Source organism: Ochrobactrum sp. BTU1, assembly GCA_018798825.1.
Taxonomy (GTDB): Bacteria; Pseudomonadota; Alphaproteobacteria; order Rhizobiales; family Rhizobiaceae; genus Brucella.
Genome location: CP076357.1, coordinates 360,069 through 378,018, shown reverse-complemented (window position 1 = coordinate 378,018; position 17,950 = coordinate 360,069). Strand labels below are relative to the sequence as shown.

The following is a 17,950-nucleotide window of genomic DNA, read 5'->3' as shown; positions in this document are numbered from 1 at the left end:
CTCACTCTGCTGATTGTGATATCTTGGCATCAACGCGCCGCATCCCACGAGGGCGGAACGGCAATCTCCTTATTAAAGCAGTCAGTAGCGGCGTTAATTCTTCTGCGAAGGGATGACGGACCAAAATCAGGCCGATTGACCAGCTCAAAATTGCGGTTACAACGACGACAACGGCTTTCAACCAAGACATCTCCAGGTTGAGTCCGTTCGATATCACGATCATAGCAGGTGCGAGGATTGCAATTATTGTAACTGAAGCGCTTCGCATCAGTTCACGGCCTAGTTCCTTGTAGGTGAACCTGACATGCTTGCGCACGTAGATGATCGCGACAACCATTTGGAACGGTAGACTGATGAATTGACTGAGTGCAACCGCGAACAATCCATAAAATGCTCCGGCGCACAGGATTGCGGTGGCGACTACCCTGGAGATTACATTAGAAACGAATGCTTCTCGATTTTCGCCTAAAGCCATCAACAGTGGGTAGGTGAGAATAACAGGGAACCAGAACAAACTGGCAAGGCTCATTACAGCCACAATCGGGGCTGCTTCCGTCCATCCAGGACCCAGTATGATGGCAACCATCGGGTAAGCCAGGAGAGCCAATAGAATTTGCGCTGGCCAATAAACGACAGAAATATAGGATAAGGCCCGTATATAAGCCCGACTGATGTCACCTCCGGCCCGCGCATGTGCGGAGAGCATGGGAAACGCCACCGTAAAGACCGCCGAAAGAAAGATTCGGTCCGGTAATCCGCTGACTGTGTTGGCGCGGTTGTAAATGCCGACGGATGCGATCGGCATAAAGCGTCCAAGCATGAGTTGCGGAAAGGTTTCACAGATTTTGTTGAGGCCCGCATTGCCGCCGAGATAGATACCGAACCTCCAAGCTGTGTTTATACTTTCAAAAGAAGGATATAGAAGCCGCCCGAGCGGATAAATCGACAGAGCCAAACCTGTTGTGATCATTGCACTTGCAAGCAATCCGAATGCAAAACACATATGTCCGAAGCCCAGTCCAGCCATGGCAATAGTAACCAATGCACCCGCACCAGTTCCTGCAGTACGAATGCGGGCCAACATACCAAACGCCATTTCACGCCTCAATAAGGCCACCACTGGTAGTGACAAACTCTCAACGAGTGCAGCAATTATTGTTATGTTAAGAAAAAGCAGTAGTAGCGGGTCGTGATACGACTGGGCAAAGTAGTCTCGAGCAAAATAAAGGACAGCTGAAAGCAAGAGCGTGACGGTCATCAGAAACGTCATCGAGGTCCGGATGTCCGGATCTCGGATTTTTTCAATGCGGATGAGAAATTCCGGACTCGCAAATTCACGCAGGGAATAGAAGATCGCTCCAATACTCAGACCGACAACTCCAGCACCCGTCTCGGCGGGACCTAGAAACCGTGAAACAGCGATCACTGTGACGAAATTGAAAATCAAGCCGGCATATTGTTCGAGCGCGGCCATCAGAATACCTCTGCGTGCACCACTCATGATCGGTCACATTTGGTCGTTGTTTGGATACTCAATTTATCTCCCCCCAAGACATTGCCGACTTCGGACTGCTGTTCTTAGTGTCGGTAGGATAGAGACTTGCTGCAGGTTTGAAATTTGGTCCTTGGTTTAATCCCCTAGCTGAAAGGAGTACACGGCACGCTTTTAAGCCAAGTCGTCCTCGAGCGCGTCAAACAGTAAAAATTACGCAAGTTGAAATAGCACGCGCTTGGGAGACGAAATGACTAGTCTTTTCTGGACCTCGTTGCTGGCATTTATAATGTCGGCTATTTTCTGTCTCGGATTACGAGGTCTTGCCCGCGATTGGTATTTATTAGATGTGCCTAATGCCCGCAAGAAGCACGATGGAACTGTTCCACTCTGCGGAGGAATAGCAATTTTTCTAACCTTCTTCTTCTGTGCCTTCCTAGCTCCTTCCATGGTTGGTTCGGCAAATGCGGCTCTACTGCTACCCGGACTGCTTCTAATTTTGACGACGGGAGTATTGGACGACAGATTTGATCTTCCCGTTACGCCACGGCTTGTAATGCAATTGACAGCCGGATTTGTCATTATCGTTACCGTAGGATTAGAGGAGATTCACCTGGGTCTGGGCGCAAGGCAATCAGAGACCTTGCAGGCGGCTTCCTCTAATGTTTGGGGCGACGCTGTAACTGGTCCATTATTCTTGCTTTTGGCTCTCGCATTCATTGTGGGGCTTGTAAACGCCGTGAATATGAGCGACGGAGTCGATGGGCTTTCCGGCTCTGCAAGCGCGGTTTCATTCTTCTGGCTTGCTTTGATCAGTTTCAAAGCTGATCAGCAGCAGCTAGGCCTGCAGTCGCTAATTCTTTCATCAGCATGCATCGGTTTTTTGATTTTCAACATGCGGCACCGTTTCCGGAGCAGAGCAAGCATTTTCCTTGGCGATGGGGGAAGTACGCTTCTGGGCGCGTCTCTCGCTGGGATAATCCTCATTTTGGCAAACAGGCAAATCTCACTGGAGTTTCCGATCCTGTTATGGATCGTGATAGTCCCTGTTGTCGATACGCTAAGCCTGATAGTGCGCCGGCTCGCAGCGCGAAAAAGCCCTTTCTCACCCGATAGACAACATTTGCATCATCTGCTGCTCGATCGTGGTTTCTCGATAGGGCAAACTGCATTCACTATCTGCCTCCTCAATTTTTTTGCAGGTGCAATCGCCTTTGGAGCAATCGCCTTGAATGTGCCAGCATGGGTGATGTTGCTCGCACTTATTATTCCATTTAGCGCGCATATTCTGTTTGTCTTGCGCTCAAGCAAGAGTGCTCCTTTAATCAGTGCATCCGTGAGCGTAGATGCCACCCCCTCACCCAAGCCAAAGATAACTTTACCAGGGGCAACCTCATGAGTGTTTCCGTTCTCATCATGACCAGAAACGAAGAGATCAACCTCCCAGCGTGTCTAGCAAGCCTCGATTGGTGCGACGATATCGTAATTCTAGATTCTTACAGTGACGACGATACAGTAAACATCGCTAAAGCCGCCGGCGCACGGGTTTACCAGCGATCATACGATACCGAGGACCGTCAGCGGATGCACGGGCTGACAGAAATCAAATTCAAGTATGACTGGGTTTATACTCCTGACGCAGATGAAATTACGCCAACAGATTTGCGTGATGAAATTCTTGCGATTGCCTCAGATCCCTCGCGACCAGAAGTATTCTTCAAAGCGCGTTACAAGAACATGTTTATGGGGCGGTGGATCAAGCATGCAAGTTTGTACCCAACCTGGATCACTCGTTTGGTGCGGCCAGATCGCGTAAGATTTGAACGATCCGTTCATTCAAGGGCGAGCGGAGGTCCAGAAGGTCAGTTACAATCACACTTTGTACATTATAGCTTCAATAAGGGCCTCGAAGCTTGGTACGACAAACATAATCGTTATTCTACTGCGGAGGCTAGCCTCTCCGCCAATCGCCTGCTGGAACGTAAAATCGATTGGCCAGGCATTTTCTCAGGAATATCTGAACGCCGGCGTCGCGCGTTAAAATCACTTTCGTATCATGCGCCCTTCAGACCTTCGCTGCGTTTCCTCTACATGTATATATTACGCGGAGGATTTCTCGACGGGAAGCCCGGCTATCTCTATTGCAGATTACTTGCGGCATATGAGTTCATGATCATCATCAAGATGGAAGAACAGCGCATAGAGAAAGGTAAGGCTGAAGAGGCTTTGTCTCGGAAATTACCTGAACGTTCTGATCCTGAACGGCGTCCAGCATGATGTTTCTATTGCTTCTTCCTGGCATGATCTTGTTTGGAATGGCAGCGATTTTTTATTCGGAACCAGTCCTGACGCTTGCAGACGACGGCCGTAAAGTCGACGTGATTGTCGTTCCGGGCGGTGACGGTCCACCTCGTGCCGAACAAGCAGCACGGTTGTGGAAGCAAGGACGCTCGCCAATGATCTTAATAACCGGTGATGGGGACTGCCTGTTTAACAAGAGGATCATGGTTCGTGAGGGTGTGGCCCCGTCAGCCATCCTGGTGGAATGTAAATCAGGGACCACCTGGCAAAATGCCTTCTATTCCGCGCCTGTTATGCGAAGGATGCACGCCCGAAGGGCGCTGATTGTCACAAATTGGTATCATTCGCGGCGGGCTGTCGCCAGCTTCCGGACAGTCTGTCCTCAAATGCAGTTTAGTTCCTCGCCCATCAACAGTGAGCCAACACATGCTGGATTTCCTATGTCTTCCAGTGATTTAGAATTAGTGACTAAAGAATATGTGAAACTAGGCTGGTACCTAATCTCTGGCCGGATTTCTCTAGGTTACCTCGCTGCAAGTCAGTCCATCGGTGCCTCTGATATTTGCGCTATTGGGGGGAGAGAAGGATGAACACATCCCTCACGTGGATATTTGTCGGGTTGGTAAGCTGGTTTCTTGCGAATGGTCTTTTACGAGCAGATCGCATGTATCAGTTTCCATTTCTGGCCGGCGTAATGACCTTTGGTTTCCTTCTGCCACAGATGCCAGCCCTTATGAACGATCAGTTCCTTCCATCGGGTGCGTACGCCAAAACGATGCTTATGGGTATTGCTTCGCTTGCAATGCTAGCAATTGGTTGGAAACTGACGAAGAAGCCACTCGGTCTTCTGCGCATGGGGTTCAGCGAACGTCGCCTCATCTGGGCGGCAGCTGGTCTGTCTGGGTTTGGGGGAGTGTTCTACTATCTTTTAAGTCGGTTGCCGGGCGATGTTTCTATTGGCGTGCAGATGACGGGCATTCCTGTCGTTTATCTCTTCTTTGCACAACTCATGCCTTATGGACTTGGCATCGCATTGTTGTGTTTCGTACGTCGTCCGTCATGGGTTGTCTTTGCAATTATTGCATTTGACCTCATTTTCTATCTGGACCGGATTGTCGTAACCGGAAAGCGGGCCGAGGCCATACAGCTCGTATTGATGATACTGCTCTCTTTCTGGTTCTATCGACGTATCGTTGTTCCGCGTGTCCTCATGATCGTTGGAGTTCTCGCTGGTACGTTTCTTATGACAAGCATGGGGGACTATCGCCAAATCACGCGCGCAGCGTCCGGTTTTGTTCTCGATGACATAATGCAAATCGATTACGCCACAAATTTTAAGGAGACACTTGAGCGTGGGGGGCTTGAGATGCGTAACGCTGTGATGCGCATCGATGAGATAGACCGAAGACTCGAGTTCGACTACGGAAAATTCCATTGGAACCGTGTAATATTTACGTTTGTTCCTGCGCAGCTCGTTGGTTCCAGGCTGAAAGATGCCTTGCAATTTGATACTCCGCGGCCAGGCCGAGACTACAATCCCCCTACAGGCACAACCGAAACTGGACTAGTCGATGCATACGAATCGTTTTGGTATTTCGGAGCGCTGAAATTTTTGCTCCTTGCTTGGATCATGCGTCGTCTCTGGGAAACAGCGATGGCTGGTGAGATGCTTGGGCAGCTTGTTTATATGATGTCAATCGTGCCGGCGATGCATGCCATTTCACATCAAACAGACTGGGTAATTCCTGTCTGGATCCATATGGCAATCTTCCTGACACCAGTGTTGGCATTTTGCCGGATCCGAAATCAATCCGTCGGTCTACCGACCCCCCTGCAACAAAGTCACGTCGCGCCACAGCTCAACTAATGGATGAATTCGATGACAATTAGATCTGAAACCAGTTCTCAATCAACCATTCGTGGCCAAAAGCAATCTTCACGCCCTTTGGAGGGCGGCGCAACATTCACGATAAGAAATCGCATTAACCGGCTCATTTGGCAAATAACCTGGTTGCTTGTCGCTGCATGGACACCATCCTTTCTATGGCCGTGGCGGGGCTACATATTGCGATTGTTTGGCGCAACGATCCACAAAACTGCGATCGTGCGCAGTAGCGTTCGAATTTGGTGGCCAGGAAATTTATTCATGGATGCTCATTCTTCCTTAGGGCCAGGCGTAAATTGCTATAACGTTGCAAGGATCGAGCTTGCGCCCTATGCAATCGTCTCACAAGGCGCCCATCTCTGCTCAGCCGGACACAATATCGATCGACCGGATTTCCCTTTGACGGCGACCCCGATTTCAATTGGCGTTTGCGCTTGGGTTGCAGCGGAAGCATTTGTTGGACCAGGAGTGTCCATGGGAGAAGGCGCAGTACTAGGTGCTCGAGCAGTAAGCTTTCGTGACTTGGAACCATGGATGGTTTATGCCGGAAACCCTGCACAGCCACTTCGCAAGCGACAAAAGCCCACCAATTTTTGATCGGTTTCGTCATTTCACACAATGCAGATAACTCCAACTAAAGTACACGTACGCGCTCTTCAAACTGGGCTCGATGTCGCGCTACTGGATACTCGGTTAGTACGCAAACGCAACGCCGACAGCATAGACAAGCCTTAGCGATCATCCAGTCTTTGGTCCGTGCGCAACGACCTGGAGGATTATCTCACCGACTTTGCAAACATTTCGCTTGACCCGATTGGTCGAGTGTAAACAATTGTGCCCGCAAGTCGGGTGATTGCAAGTTTGTCGAGGAGGCAGCTATGAAAGCAGCAGCAATAGTTTGTGGATCATTAGGCGCGATTGCAGCCCTTACCTCACAGTTGGCTGCCCAAAGCCCGAACTTCAATCTGACATACCACGTTGAACGTTTTCCCAACGCGCAGGTCGATCTCGTTGAATGTGGCGCAGTTGTCGAAAAGACAGCGAAGAGTGCTGGTTTCTCCGTAAATACGCAGCAATTTCCCAACCAGCTCGTGATGGTCAGCGGTGGCGAAGAGGGCAAAGGTGTCTTTACCGCTCAATGTATCGCAGTAAACGATGTGACTGTGACGGTGTTGCAAGGTATCGACTATCGCGCAACCAAAGGTGAGCTTGGAGCGCTCGCTGATCAATTACAGCGAGCCATTCTGACCATTAGCGAATAGTTTGGCTCCCAAGCTACTACATTTGTGTGCTTCCCGTTTGGTCAACTATAATTTTGCACCAGGGTATCAATCGTCGCTCCTATTAACGGGCTGGCTCTAAAAGTGTGGTCAAGGTGTTGCGCCAAGTATCTTGAGCGCGTACGCGCATTGTGCTCGGTGTTGCTCATCCTCGCAGTTGTTTACTTCATCGCGAAGTTCGGCAATTTTTACCGGCCGAACGATAGGATTTGCACATGCGCGCTTTATGTAGACAAGATACTCTTCATCGTCACGCATGGTGATGGCGTTCAAAGCTAAGACAATATCGTCATCGAAACCGAAAGAGTATACATCATTGAGCGAAGTGTCTGTGCGCTCGATCATATCATGCATGACACCGACTATCTGCGTCTCGACCGTGTCTTGTGCTAACATAACGCGGAGAGGATGCAGAATAAACGGATTTCCTCGTTCGTCCTTCTGGTCCATATGAGCCGCGGCCGCAACGGCAATGGCGGTTTCGAGATTACTCAAACTGTGCTCCTTAAACTATCATCCCAGTGGCTGGGCCCCAAAGGTACTAAGTTTCGTGGATGTTTATACCCATTTTATCGATTGCGGGTACCCTGTCTGAGTTAATCGGATGCAATTGGCGTGAAAATGAAAATGTAAAATATGCCTTTGCTACATCTAAACATTAAGAATTAAACATAAGACTCTGGATATAAATACTAAAGATTATCAAAATGGCAAAGTCGCGTAGCGATGCGATGCGTGACGAGCTTCATGCACGACTAGCAGTAAAAAATTAAAAACGGTTACTAAGCTGCGGATTTATATAGCTTTTATTATTGCGCAATGGTTTTCCGTATTCGATTCACCTTTGAGTGTTGTGCCGTTCAATTCCTCTGTTCATTTTTGAAGAGAGGCAAGGCGTGGGTTGCGGGCTTAGCGCAATCAAACAATTCATAAGTTTCAGAACGGATCTGGGAAGTTCATAAAACGAGAACCCGCGTTCCCGTCTGTTTCCTGCTGGTTGAACTTTTTGCGCAGCCGCGAGTTTAATCCTCGGAGGATGACGGCATGAGTTGGTTTCTAACTGCTATATCGACCGCATGGCTTATTGTAATCGCCTATTCCGCATGGTCAGAACGTAACGAGGATTGAACTCCTTCTATGGGGCCGAGTGCCTTTCGTATGTCCGCCTTCTGATATCAGACTGTCACAAAATGAACCAAACCAAATTTAGCGCGTTAATAGGTTGTTAATCTCCGGTAACCTGAGGTGAAAGAAATGGATTGGTCGAATGTAATTGCACTAAGCACAACGGTTGCCGTGGTACTGGCCGTTTTCTTTGTTACATCTTTAGAAATTCGAAACAGATAAACTCATTTGATCTGGCGTATGCGGCTTAAGATTGATCCCCGTAGCAGTTTCACTAAAGCGCCTTGGAATAGCCCGGGCCTTGACTCGGCAGCGTAGCAATTGAAAGGCCCAACCTAAGCGCGTTTGGTAAAGCGGGAATAGGCCTTGATTGTTTGCTGCGCAACCATTGGCCAAGTGTAATTCTCTTCCACAAGCCGGCTCCCAGCACGTCCCATGCGTGATGCCTCAAGCGGATCGTTGAGGACTGTCATTAGCCCTGCTGCGACCGCTTCTGCAGACACTTCGCATATGATCCCAGCCTTCGCCTCAGCAACTTCGGGAAAGTGGCAAGCTTCGGTAATCACAACCGGCACACTGCATGCGAGTGCCTCGGTGATTGCGACGCTGAAGCCTTCCTGGCGGCTTGGCAGGCAGAAGCAGACAGCGTTCTTTAAGGCGGCAATCTTGGCCGCTCCGTAAAGACCACCTGTCAGATGAACACGGCTTTCTAGCCCCGCTTTTCGGATCGAGGATAAAAACTCCCCTTTTGAACCGCCGTCTGGCCCTGCGACAACCAAGTCGATATCTGGATAGCGAGGTGCAATAAGGCGAAAGGCCTCCGCCAGAATATCAAGTCCCTTCTTGTAATGTAGACGTGACAGAAACAGCACGAATGGACGATCAGGTAGTCCATCTCGACGAGGTTCACTGCCCTCTATTTCATTAAGGAATATCCCATTTGGAATCGTGATCGAAAGAGGAAGAAGACGTAACGGCCGCATCAGCTCGGCCTCATCTTGATTTAGAGTTTGAATAAAAGCTGCTCCGTCAAGCATTTTTCGAAAACCAAGCTGCAATGCGAGTTTTTTCTTCAGAGATTTTTGTTTCATGCTCCAGACATCAAGCATTCCACAACAACATATGCAGTATCCCACGCCATTTGACCGACACAGGCGTGCCGCACGCAGGAGGATCATTTCCCAAACCCCGTGCAAATGAACGAAATCAGCGCCTTTAATCAGAGCGGTCAAGGCCTTCGCGGCGCTGTTGCCAGTGATCCTCTCCTGTAAACTCGGCATTGGCAGCATGAATGCCCGGACCTTGTTGAAATGAGGAACGCTGGCGGTCGCCTTAGAGGCACGATAATTAATCTCATCGTCACTATAGCTAACGATCGTGACTTGATGCCCCAGCCCTGCTTGTGCAGCAGCGAGGCGGACCACGACTGCCTGTGGTCCACCCTTCGCAGGATCAAACGATCCAATGACGTGAATAATCTTCATGACAAACCCATATTCGAACGGTTCGAAATCGCAACCAGTAGTCGCTCTCCGTAACGCTCAACGGTGAAGTCTCTTGCTCGTTCTCGTGCTTTAATGGATAGCGCGGCAAGCAGAGCTGGACTGTCTGATATCTGTTGCAATCGAAGAATCGTTTCGTGAACGTCGCGGATCGGCACGATATATCCATCAATTCCATGGCGTACAACGCTGCCCGTATTCTCAGTGCAAATCACCGGGATACCAGAGGCGAGAGCTTCGTAACAAACGGTCGCTGATCCTTCACACAAAGACGGAAGGAAGAAAACATCGGCCCATTCAAATTGTGCCCGCATTTCGCTTCTCGGTATTGGTCCAGTCAGTTCCACGCACTGTTCAAGAGTTTCACGAGCCTGTGGTCGGACGTCAATGGGGCCGACCATACGAAACTCCATCTTGCCTGCGAGGCTCTGTGCCACTGCCCCTACATAAGGGGAACCTTTTCTAAGACCTACTGCGCCCACAGTCAGCACCCGCAAAGGGCCAGGCTCCCTTTGGCGCGGTGGGATTTGGAACCGGTCGTCGACGCCGTAAGGAACAACGACAACTTTTTGAGGCTCACAGCCTGCCTGAATGACATGATCTGCGACAAATTGTGAAGGGCAGATAACTGCATCAGCAATTCTCCACTCTGCCCGCTCACGCGCTGCAAATTCTGAGGAACTGCTGTCGTCGTTGTCCGGTGACTGCCACCCAGGATGAAGCAGACTTTCCTCCGCAGCCAGACGATCCACAACAGGACGTGGCGCTATCATCTGCTCAACGGCCGTCCAAACTCCTTGATTTCTGGCAACGGTCAAAAGCTCCAAAGCTTCCCCGCTAAACGCATAAAGACCATGGGCACCATGAAATCCTCTTGCCGCAACCAATGCGCCGAAGGTTTTTCCAGCCCAAATAGCGTTATCCGTCGATTTGGGTCCTGTTTCATGCGCCAACCGCTTTATCGCTGAATAAAGACCAAATGTCGGAAAAGTGGTCATTTTCTCTCGAGGAATACCTCCTGGCTTTCGCCCCACCAACCGCCGTACTGCAGTGGGTAACATCTCACCTGGCAATTTGTTGAGCATTCGCGGCCAGCCTTGCAACGCACAAATGTCGGTATAAAAATGCGCGAGTTTTTGATGGCTCTCGAATATTCTTGGCACGGCATAATGCATCCGTGCACCCAGTTGACTAACGACGAAAGAACCTTCCATCACATTTTCTCAGCTTGAAATTGTCGATCGAGCACGGGCATTGGAACGATTTCATCCTTGCGGACCAAACGGCCAATAGCGGATTGCCATACGGCGGCGCCAAACTCGCGCGAGTAAGCAGTTTCCATAAGATACCGCGCATTGTTACCCATCATATTTCGATTGACCTGGGAGTTTCGCAGTAGCAAAACAGAACTCACCAAGGTTTCGACTTCGCCGGGCGAAAGCGAAAGACCGCAATGAAAATCGCGCACGACGTTTGCAATTTCGCCTTCGGGGTCTCCTATGAAAATCGTCGGGCGTGCAGCAGCAAGTACTCCGTAAAATTTACTTGGCACGATGCAATGTTCCAGCTCCGGTTTGAGGGAGACGAGGTGGACATCAGCAGCACCGAGGCTCTCAGACAGATGTTCAACCGGCTGAAACGGCTTCATGATTACATTTGTCAGTTGACGTCGCCTTACCTCGCGTTCGACATATCCCCGTTGCTGGCCTTCCCCTATCATGAGGAAAGCGACATCCGGATACTCCTGAAGCTGCTCCGCGGCGTCAAGAACCGTCGCAAATTCGTGCGCGCGCCCGAAGTTTCCCGAATACCCGATTACAAATTTATCAGTTAGTCCCCAGGCATGACGCAATGAATTGACCGTCGGATCGACGGGTAGAATTTCGTTCTTGTCCGCCCAGTGATGGACCACGGCCAATCTGTCGGCTGGAATTCCCTTCGATGAGAGGAACCTCGCCATTCGTTCGATCGGACAAATTGTGAGAGCAGACCGGCGCATTGACCAATTTCGCAGTGCCAATGCCACACGTCCCGCAAGCGTACTGTGCTTCAACAGCCCCAGTTCCATTGCTGTTTCCGGAAAAAGGTCCATGACCCAATTGACAAGATGCCCCCCACGGACCCTCAATGGTAACGCTGCAGTGACAGATAGCATTGGCGGATCGGTACAAACCACACATATATCGTCCTTCTGAACATTGGCGGAAAACCAAGCGGCTGCAGACAGATGAAACGAGGTATAATCCGTTGCACGTCCCGCAAGACTGCTCCGGCCGTAATTCGTAGTCCAGATACGGTGCACCTCAATGCCATCGATTGTTTCTCGAGCGGGCAACGATCCCTTACCGCATTCGTGATAGCTACGGCTGGCAAGCACGATTGTCTCAACGCCTTCGCGCACCAACTCATGAGCGAGGCTCGTCACCATTCTGCTTGTCGCGGATTGATCGGGGTAAAAATATCGATTTGCAAGCACCACGCGCATGATTCCAACTTTCTCCAGCTCGAGCCGTTTTGGAAGCATGGCGATTTTATCCAATGACCCACAAGAAGCCTATTGGAATAGGGAACACGAACAGCAGGCGTTGTTACTACCTCTTTAGGCGAAGTTGATCTTAGCGGGCTACGGCCATGCTTCATCCAATCAGACGCCTGGGCAGACATTCTTACCGTTTTGGAGCCGTTCTGTTGCCATTCGAATTCGCTATCATCGAACTTCGAAACATTTGGACGGAGGGAAGACGTTGCAGGAAAAGACAGCACTTATTATCGGCGTTACCGGGCAAGATGGTGCCTATCTGAGTGAACTACTACTCAATAAGGGCTATCGTGTGCATGGTCTCAAACGGAGGTCTTCATCGTTCAATACCGCCCGCATCGATCATCTTTACCAAGATCCGCACGAGGCGGACATTCGATTTCGATTGCATTTCGGCGACCTTACCGATGCAACTAATCTTTGTCGCGTAATCCAGGAAGTCAAACCGGACGAGATTTACAATCTCGGCGCGCAGAGCCATGTGCAGGTGAGCTTTGAAACTCCTGAATATACAGCGAACGCCGATGCCTTGGGCACCCTGCGTTTGCTTGAGTCGATGCGCATATTGGGGCTCGGTGAGAGATGTCGCTTCTACCAGGCATCCACGTCTGAATTATTTGGAAATAGTTCTCCCGACGCACAGAGCGAGCAGACGCCCTTTGCACCCCGAAGCCCATATGCGACAGCTAAGCTTTATGCTTATTGGACAACGGTCAATTACAGACAGGCTTACGGCTTTCATGCCTCAAACGGCATCCTGTTCAATCACGAGAGCCCGTTAAGGGGTGAAACTTTTGTAACTCGCAAAATAACACGCGCAGTTGCAGCAATTGAACGAGGTCTGCAAGAAAAACTGCGGTTAGGTAATTTGAATTCCCGTCGCGACTGGGGACATGCGCGAGACTATGTTGAAGGCATGTGGCGAATTCTCCAGGAAGACGTGCCGGATGATTACGTTTTAGCGACCGGCGAGACGCATACCGTACGTGAGTTTGTTGAGCACGCATTTAAGGCTGTCGACAAGCAAATCGAATGGCATGGCGATGGGATTGAAGAAATTGGCCTGGACCGGAAGTCAGGTCGATGCCTGATCGAGATCGATCCCCGATATTTCCGTCCAAATGAAGTTGATTTTTTGCTGGGTGACGCATCCAAAGCAAAGAAAAGGCTGGGCTGGGAGCATACAACTGGATTTGAAAGTCTTGTCACCGAAATGGTCGACTGGGATATGCGAAATGTTATGCGGGAGGTCGGAAGAAATGATTTCTACGGCTGATATTTCTCCACCTGCCCCCCTCTATTTGTTTGCTGGTAAGAAAGTTTTTGTTGCCGGGCATACCGGTATGGTTGGTTCAGCGCTCATCCGCCGTCTCATGCGTGAAGACTGTCAGGTTTTAACAATCGATCACGCGGACCTTGACCTCACCCGACAAAATGAAACTGAACATTTCATTCAGAAGCATCGCCCAGACATTATCATCATTGCCGCTGCGCGTGTTGGCGGAATACTTGCCAATGCCCAGTATCCAGCGGATTTTCTTTATGAAAATCTCGCAATTGGCATGAACTTAATTCACGCTGCACAGCAGAACCAGACCGAGCGCCTCCTTTGGCTCGGATCGAGTTGCATTTATCCCCGCGACGCGCCCCAACCGTTGGAAGAACACATGTTACTTACCGGGCCGTTAGAACCAACCAATGCGGCCTATGCGATTGCGAAGATTGCAGCCCTTAAGTATGCTCAAGCGTGCTCGCGACAGTTTGGCAATTGCTTCATGACCGCAATGCCGACCAATTTATACGGGCCCAACGACAACTTTGATCCTTCGACCTCACACGTCTTGCCGGCGCTCATGCGGCGAGTTCACGAAGCAAAGTTAAATGGTTCTGATCACGTCACCCTCTGGGGAAGTGGTAAGCCTTTGCGTGAGTTCCTACACGTCGACGACTTGGCAGACGCGTGCATTCATCTGCTTCGCTACAGCGTCACTGATGAACCAGTTAACATCGGTACTGGAGAAGAGATCTCTATCAACGAACTCGCCAGAGTGATCGCCGAAGTGGTTGGCTTTGAAGGTGGGTTCCTCCATGATTTCAGCAAACCCGATGGAACGCCGCGGAAACTCCTAAACACTTCCCAGATGCAGGATTTGGGATGGAAACCGACCATCGCATTGCGTGACGGAATTACCGAGTTATATCAAAACTGGGTAAAAAGCCTCGAGCGTCCTGCTGCAGCATAGCTTGAGCGATGTCCGATGATAAAGATTGCAGGTATTCAAGACAATCCATGCGATAATTATAACCTAACAAAGGGTGCCACTGTTAAGCGGCACCCTTATTCATCATGAGATGAAATCTGGTTCTCTAGCTCGGCGAGCCGGTCACCTTGCTCATATCGAACTCTATACGCAAGATATCTCCAGGCCGTATATCACTTCGTTCAGTCGCGCTTATTTCCTGGAATGTCCCATCAACATTCCTACTGATTGTAAAGAGTAGATTCTTCCGCATATCGGAGGAGGAAATGTTGCCAGAAGACTTAGCAATCTCTGCCATTGTTTGAAGTTGGGCATTGCTTCTGAGTTCCATGCGGGCAATATTCAGATCAAGCTCCTGTAGATTGTTGGCTGCATCACTTTTGCGAACCTCAACCAAGTTAGCTATTCGTTGTTGCACGCCAAGCTGGTTTTGTCGCGCACGCGCCAGGAATGAACCTAATTCAAGCGCATCGCGCCGCGTCGCTGAAAGATCGCGCTCCATATCCCGAAGGTTTGACTTGGCGGCAAGACCGCGATCAACAAGGGATTTGCTCGAAGCAACATTCTCCTCTAGTAACGAGATTTCGGCGTCATGAAGTTTTATGCTTTGCTGTAGGGTCTCAATTTCATCGCCATAGCTTGCAGATTGAGCCTCTAACGCTTGACGCTCAGCAGCTAGGTTATTTCGCCGTACTTCAAACAAGGTTCTTTCACCCAGCAGCATATGCTGGCTCAAAGACAACGATTCTTTACTTGCAGGCGTGGCTGCTGGAAGTTCATAAACAAACTCAGTGCCCTCGAGCTCGGCCTGAAACCGAGCGCGGCGGATATTAGTTGTTGTGATCTGCATCTGCAAATCCGCGTATTCCTGTTGTGCGGTAATTAGTTGCATTCCAGCAGTAATTGCGGGCGCTTCACCTTTGCCAGATCCACCGCCTAGCGCCATAAGTTCCAATGCAACCATGCCTGGCCGGAATTCATACTTACCTGGGGACTTAACGTCACCGACAACGAAGACTGGCGCATACTGATTAATCGATGCAGTTACCGTGAGGCCTGGAATATGTTGTGACAGGACACTGGCGAGCTTTTCACCAATCTCAGTTGTCGTGAGGCCCCTCACATTGAAATTTCCAACAACCGGGTAACCGATATTTCCATCAACGTCGATTGGGTACAGGCCCGTTAAGGATGGCTGGCCGTAAACAGTGACTTGAAGGATATCATTGGGGCCGACTTTATAAGCCTGAGATTGAGCATAAGCACTTTGACCTGGTGCGATTGCAAGCCAACTCGATAATAGACTAGCTCTTATAACGCGTGCGAGACCTGCTCTGGCCGGGGAGAATTCCGTGAACCTCCTCATAATTTTTCTCCCATTCCATGTCCAGACGCGACACCTTTGCGTCTCCACCAATACCTTGCAGATCGGCTCACAGCACGAGCTTTTCGTCGGCAGGCTAGAAGAGCAACATTAAGCCAACCGTGATATGAGGGCGAAAACTGGTTTACCACCGCGAGCGCAGGTTTACGACCCATGGATGCCATAGCTCGAATAAGGGCAAGATTGGCGGGTTGATCTTTCTTGTCGGGCTGAACGACAAGCAGCGTCGTATCCGTTGCACGTGAGAGGAGTGCCGAGTGCCTATCTTCAAGGATAGCCGGCAGATCAACCAGTATTATCTTATGATCGGGTCGGAGTTGCGTGATCAAGTCCGAAAGCCACTCCCCATCTTTGAGGTTTCTTGCTGGGGTGATTATGTCAATTCCTGACCCATGGTCATGAACGAGCGTAGCACCAGCAATTCTGCGGCCTGACAGCACTAAGTCATGGTCTTCGTCGGACAAACCAAAAGCTTGTGAGAGACGCGATTGCCTGTTCGGTGCATCAATAACAGCAACACTGACACCGGACGCTGCAAATTGTTGTGCCAACGCTGTAATCAGCAATGTTTTACCCTCACTGTCACTTAGTGAGACCACAGAGAGCGCAAGCGAATCCCGTCCTCGTGCCAGTATTCTCAAACGATCATGCACGGACTTAATCGCGCGTCCAAATGCGCTTGCCGGATCAAGCCCTCTATTCACGAGCATCGGTACAGTGAGTTGGTCCGAAAGTGGTAACAGTGTAGCAGCAGGAATGCCTGGAAGCATGAAAGTGGCGGTCTGCGCTGGACGTACTTTATCAAACGTCTCGCGCAGGGCTGTCCCTACCAACGATACGAGTGTTCCCAATCCCAAACCGAACAGCAGCCAGTTAGCAAGATTTGGACTTGCTTTAGCCATCGCAGGCTCCGCCGCAGATATCATTTGTGCTTCTGGAACTGCAATCCCATCTTGTTCAATGAGTTGCTTGTACCGGGTCAAATAACTTTCATATACAGTACGGCTTGCATTAGCCTCTCTGTCAAGTTGAACCGCTTGGACTTGTGCTTGATTGGCTTCTCCAAGTTCGACTTCTGCAGATTTAAGTGCCTCCTCGAGGCCCGACCGTCTTTGCCTCGCAATCTGAATTTCATTCCTAAGGCTCTTAACGATCTCATCCACTTGTGCAGCGATTTGTAGTTTTAGCGCCTCGCGCTCCGCCGACAGCACAGGAATCTCCGCGCTCTTCAAGGCGCCATTTGCGCGCAATTCATCCAATTGACGCTCGACGCGCGCCTGCTCGTTGCGCAGTGTTTGAATTGCCGGTGATGCCAAGACTTCCGTTAAGGCAGGGGACTCATTGTTTGCAGCAAGAGCTTCGGCCGTGCGGAGACGTGCTTCGGCAAGTGAGACCGCTCCGGTGGCTGCAACAATTTCCGTGTTAAGCGCTGCGACTCGCTGGGCTTGGAAGCTGACCTGCCCCGGATCACCCGCAAGCCGAGACTTCTGACGGAAATCTTCGGCTGCCCGCTCCGCTGTTTCCAGATCACTGCGCAAAGTGACCAGTTTCTCACCCAGCCATTCGCTCACACGCCGCGCTGCCGTTTGTTGCACATCAATCTGGTGATCGAGATAGGCCGTGACAAAGGCGTTGGCGACCTTGGCTGCGTAAACTGGATCTGACGCTCGATACGAAATGAAAATCGTATAGGAACGCCCATCATTGTTTACCCTAAGGCGTGATAACAACAGATCGATCCGCTGTCTTTCACGATCAGCCGCATCAACACCGCGCGCTTCTCGCTGAGCTGACATTGTATCGACGGTTGACGAGAGAACCGTGCGAGAGCGAAAGGCGGAAGGTACAACAATATTTTCACCCTGAAGAATATCAATTACCTTCCGTGCCATCATACGAGAGCTGATAATATCTAACTCGGACCGCAATACTGGACTGTCTTGGGGTAATGGAGTAATCGCACTTTCATTAGGAAGTGCCTGAAGACGACGCATATCCAGAACCAACACGGACTCTGATACATAACTTACCGGGGCGGTAACATACCCCGCAATCCCAATCACCGCGCCGGCGAGAATTGGCGTGATGAGCAGTATTTTCCTGCGTCTGACGGTACTGAGCAGATCAACCAAAGGCTGCCGCGCGTTACCAGAGGATACGTCGGAGATAATCACAAAGTGC

Annotated in this window: 13 protein-coding genes and 1 pseudogene; 7 read left to right on the top strand and 7 right to left on the bottom strand. The window is 50.3% G+C overall.

The genetic code is table 11. From position 1 onward, the window contains the following. Position 1 precedes the first annotated feature (1 nt). On the bottom strand, positions 2 to 1,501 hold the full coding sequence (locus KMS41_25330) for an oligosaccharide flippase family protein (protein ID QWK81796.1): 1,500 nt from the start codon (positions 1,499 to 1,501) through the stop codon (positions 2 to 4). A gap of 241 nt (positions 1,502 to 1,742) precedes the next feature. Here KMS41_25330 and KMS41_25325 point away from each other — a divergent pair, with 241 nt between their 5' ends. From KMS41_25325 to KMS41_25305, 5 genes are all read left to right on the top strand, one after another. Continuing rightward, positions 1,743 to 2,891, top strand: a complete 1,149-nt coding sequence (locus KMS41_25325) for an undecaprenyl/decaprenyl-phosphate alpha-N-acetylglucosaminyl 1-phosphate transferase (protein ID QWK81795.1) — start codon at positions 1,743 to 1,745, stop codon at positions 2,889 to 2,891. Next, positions 2,888 to 3,769 (top strand): glycosyltransferase family 2 protein, encoded by an 882-nt coding sequence (locus KMS41_25320; protein QWK81794.1) that lies wholly within the window; start codon positions 2,888 to 2,890, stop codon positions 3,767 to 3,769. Before KMS41_25325 ends, KMS41_25320 begins: the two co-directional genes overlap by 4 nt. Beyond that, a complete protein-coding gene (locus tag KMS41_25315) occupies positions 3,766 to 4,383 on the top strand; it encodes a YdcF family protein (protein ID QWK81793.1) in 618 nt (205 codons plus the stop codon). The genes KMS41_25320 and KMS41_25315 overlap by 4 nt, the downstream gene beginning before the upstream one ends. Further along, positions 4,380 to 5,660 carry a hypothetical protein gene (locus KMS41_25310; protein QWK81792.1) on the top strand — a complete coding sequence of 427 codons (1,281 nt, stop codon included), beginning with the start codon at positions 4,380 to 4,382 and terminating at the stop codon, positions 5,658 to 5,660. Before KMS41_25315 ends, KMS41_25310 begins: the two co-directional genes overlap by 4 nt. Before the next feature lie 896 nt (positions 5,661 to 6,556). Further along, complete coding sequence (locus KMS41_25305; protein QWK81791.1) at positions 6,557 to 6,940, top strand: hypothetical protein; 384 nt, start codon at positions 6,557 to 6,559, stop codon at positions 6,938 to 6,940. Between the two features lie 108 nt (positions 6,941 to 7,048). Here the strand turns inward: KMS41_25305 and KMS41_25300 are convergent, their stop codons facing one another. The 4 genes from KMS41_25300 to KMS41_25285 all read right to left on the bottom strand — a co-directional run bounded on the left by KMS41_25300 (position 7,049) and on the right by KMS41_25285 (position 12,070). Then, complete coding sequence (locus KMS41_25300; GenBank protein ID QWK81790.1) at positions 7,049 to 7,453, bottom strand: GTP pyrophosphokinase; 405 nt, start codon at positions 7,451 to 7,453, stop codon at positions 7,049 to 7,051. Positions 7,454 to 8,418: 965 nt separating this feature from the next. Continuing rightward, positions 8,419 to 9,567: a glycosyltransferase gene (locus KMS41_25295; GenBank protein QWK81789.1), complete on the bottom strand. Its 1,149-nt coding sequence runs from the start codon at positions 9,565 to 9,567 to the stop codon at positions 8,419 to 8,421. Beyond that, complete coding sequence (locus KMS41_25290) at positions 9,564 to 10,799, bottom strand: glycosyltransferase family 4 protein (protein QWK81788.1); 1,236 nt, start codon at positions 10,797 to 10,799, stop codon at positions 9,564 to 9,566. The genes KMS41_25295 and KMS41_25290 overlap by 4 nt, the downstream gene beginning before the upstream one ends. Beyond that, the gene (locus KMS41_25285) at positions 10,799 to 12,070 is read right to left on the bottom strand and encodes a glycosyltransferase family 4 protein (GenBank protein QWK81860.1); all 1,272 of its coding nucleotides are present in this window, start codon (positions 12,068 to 12,070) and stop codon (positions 10,799 to 10,801) included. The genes KMS41_25290 and KMS41_25285 overlap by 1 nt, the downstream gene beginning before the upstream one ends. Before the next feature lie 259 nt (positions 12,071 to 12,329). On the opposite strand from KMS41_25285, the gene gmd reads away from it, so the two are divergent. After that, complete coding sequence (gene gmd / locus KMS41_25280) at positions 12,330 to 13,400, top strand: GDP-mannose 4,6-dehydratase (GenBank protein ID QWK81787.1); 1,071 nt, start codon at positions 12,330 to 12,332, stop codon at positions 13,398 to 13,400. After that, positions 13,384 to 14,367 (top strand): GDP-L-fucose synthase, encoded by a 984-nt coding sequence (locus KMS41_25275; protein ID QWK81786.1) that lies wholly within the window; start codon positions 13,384 to 13,386, stop codon positions 14,365 to 14,367. Before gmd ends, KMS41_25275 begins: the two co-directional genes overlap by 17 nt. Positions 14,368 to 14,491: 124 nt before the next feature. Here KMS41_25275 and KMS41_25270 read toward each other — a convergent pair whose 3' ends face one another. Continuing rightward, positions 14,492 to 15,751, bottom strand: coding sequence for a polysaccharide biosynthesis/export family protein (locus tag KMS41_25270; GenBank protein QWK81785.1), 1,260 nt, complete (start codon positions 15,749 to 15,751; stop codon positions 14,492 to 14,494). 92 nt (positions 15,752 to 15,843) lie between these two features. Further along, positions 15,844 to 17,943: pseudogene (locus KMS41_25265) on the bottom strand (exopolysaccharide transport family protein). Positions 17,944 to 17,950: the final 7 nt, after the last annotated feature.

What these genes read in the sequence shown, in the direction of transcription:
- KMS41_25325 (QWK81795.1), top strand. Translation starts at nt 1,743, where the DNA reads ATGACTAGTCTTTTCTGGACCTCGTTGCTGGCATTTATAATGTCGGCT.
- KMS41_25285 (QWK81860.1), bottom strand. Translation starts at nt 12,070, where the DNA reads ATGCGCGTGGTGCTTGCAAATCGATATTTTTACCCCGATCAATCCGCG.
- KMS41_25295 (QWK81789.1), bottom strand. Translation starts at nt 9,567, where the DNA reads ATGAAGATTATTCACGTCATTGGATCGTTTGATCCTGCGAAGGGTGGA.
- KMS41_25275 (QWK81786.1), top strand. Translation starts at nt 13,384, where the DNA reads ATGATTTCTACGGCTGATATTTCTCCACCTGCCCCCCTCTATTTGTTT.
- KMS41_25290 (QWK81788.1), bottom strand. Translation starts at nt 10,799, where the DNA reads ATGGAAGGTTCTTTCGTCGTTAGTCAACTGGGTGCACGGATGCATTAT.
- KMS41_25310 (QWK81792.1), top strand. Translation starts at nt 4,380, where the DNA reads ATGAACACATCCCTCACGTGGATATTTGTCGGGTTGGTAAGCTGGTTT.
- KMS41_25315 (QWK81793.1), top strand. Translation starts at nt 3,766, where the DNA reads ATGATGTTTCTATTGCTTCTTCCTGGCATGATCTTGTTTGGAATGGCA.
- KMS41_25305 (QWK81791.1), top strand. Translation starts at nt 6,557, where the DNA reads ATGAAAGCAGCAGCAATAGTTTGTGGATCATTAGGCGCGATTGCAGCC.
- KMS41_25320 (QWK81794.1), top strand. Translation starts at nt 2,888, where the DNA reads ATGAGTGTTTCCGTTCTCATCATGACCAGAAACGAAGAGATCAACCTC.
- KMS41_25330 (QWK81796.1), bottom strand. Translation starts at nt 1,501, where the DNA reads ATGAGTGGTGCACGCAGAGGTATTCTGATGGCCGCGCTCGAACAATAT.
- KMS41_25270 (QWK81785.1), bottom strand. Translation starts at nt 15,751, where the DNA reads ATGAGGAGGTTCACGGAATTCTCCCCGGCCAGAGCAGGTCTCGCACGC.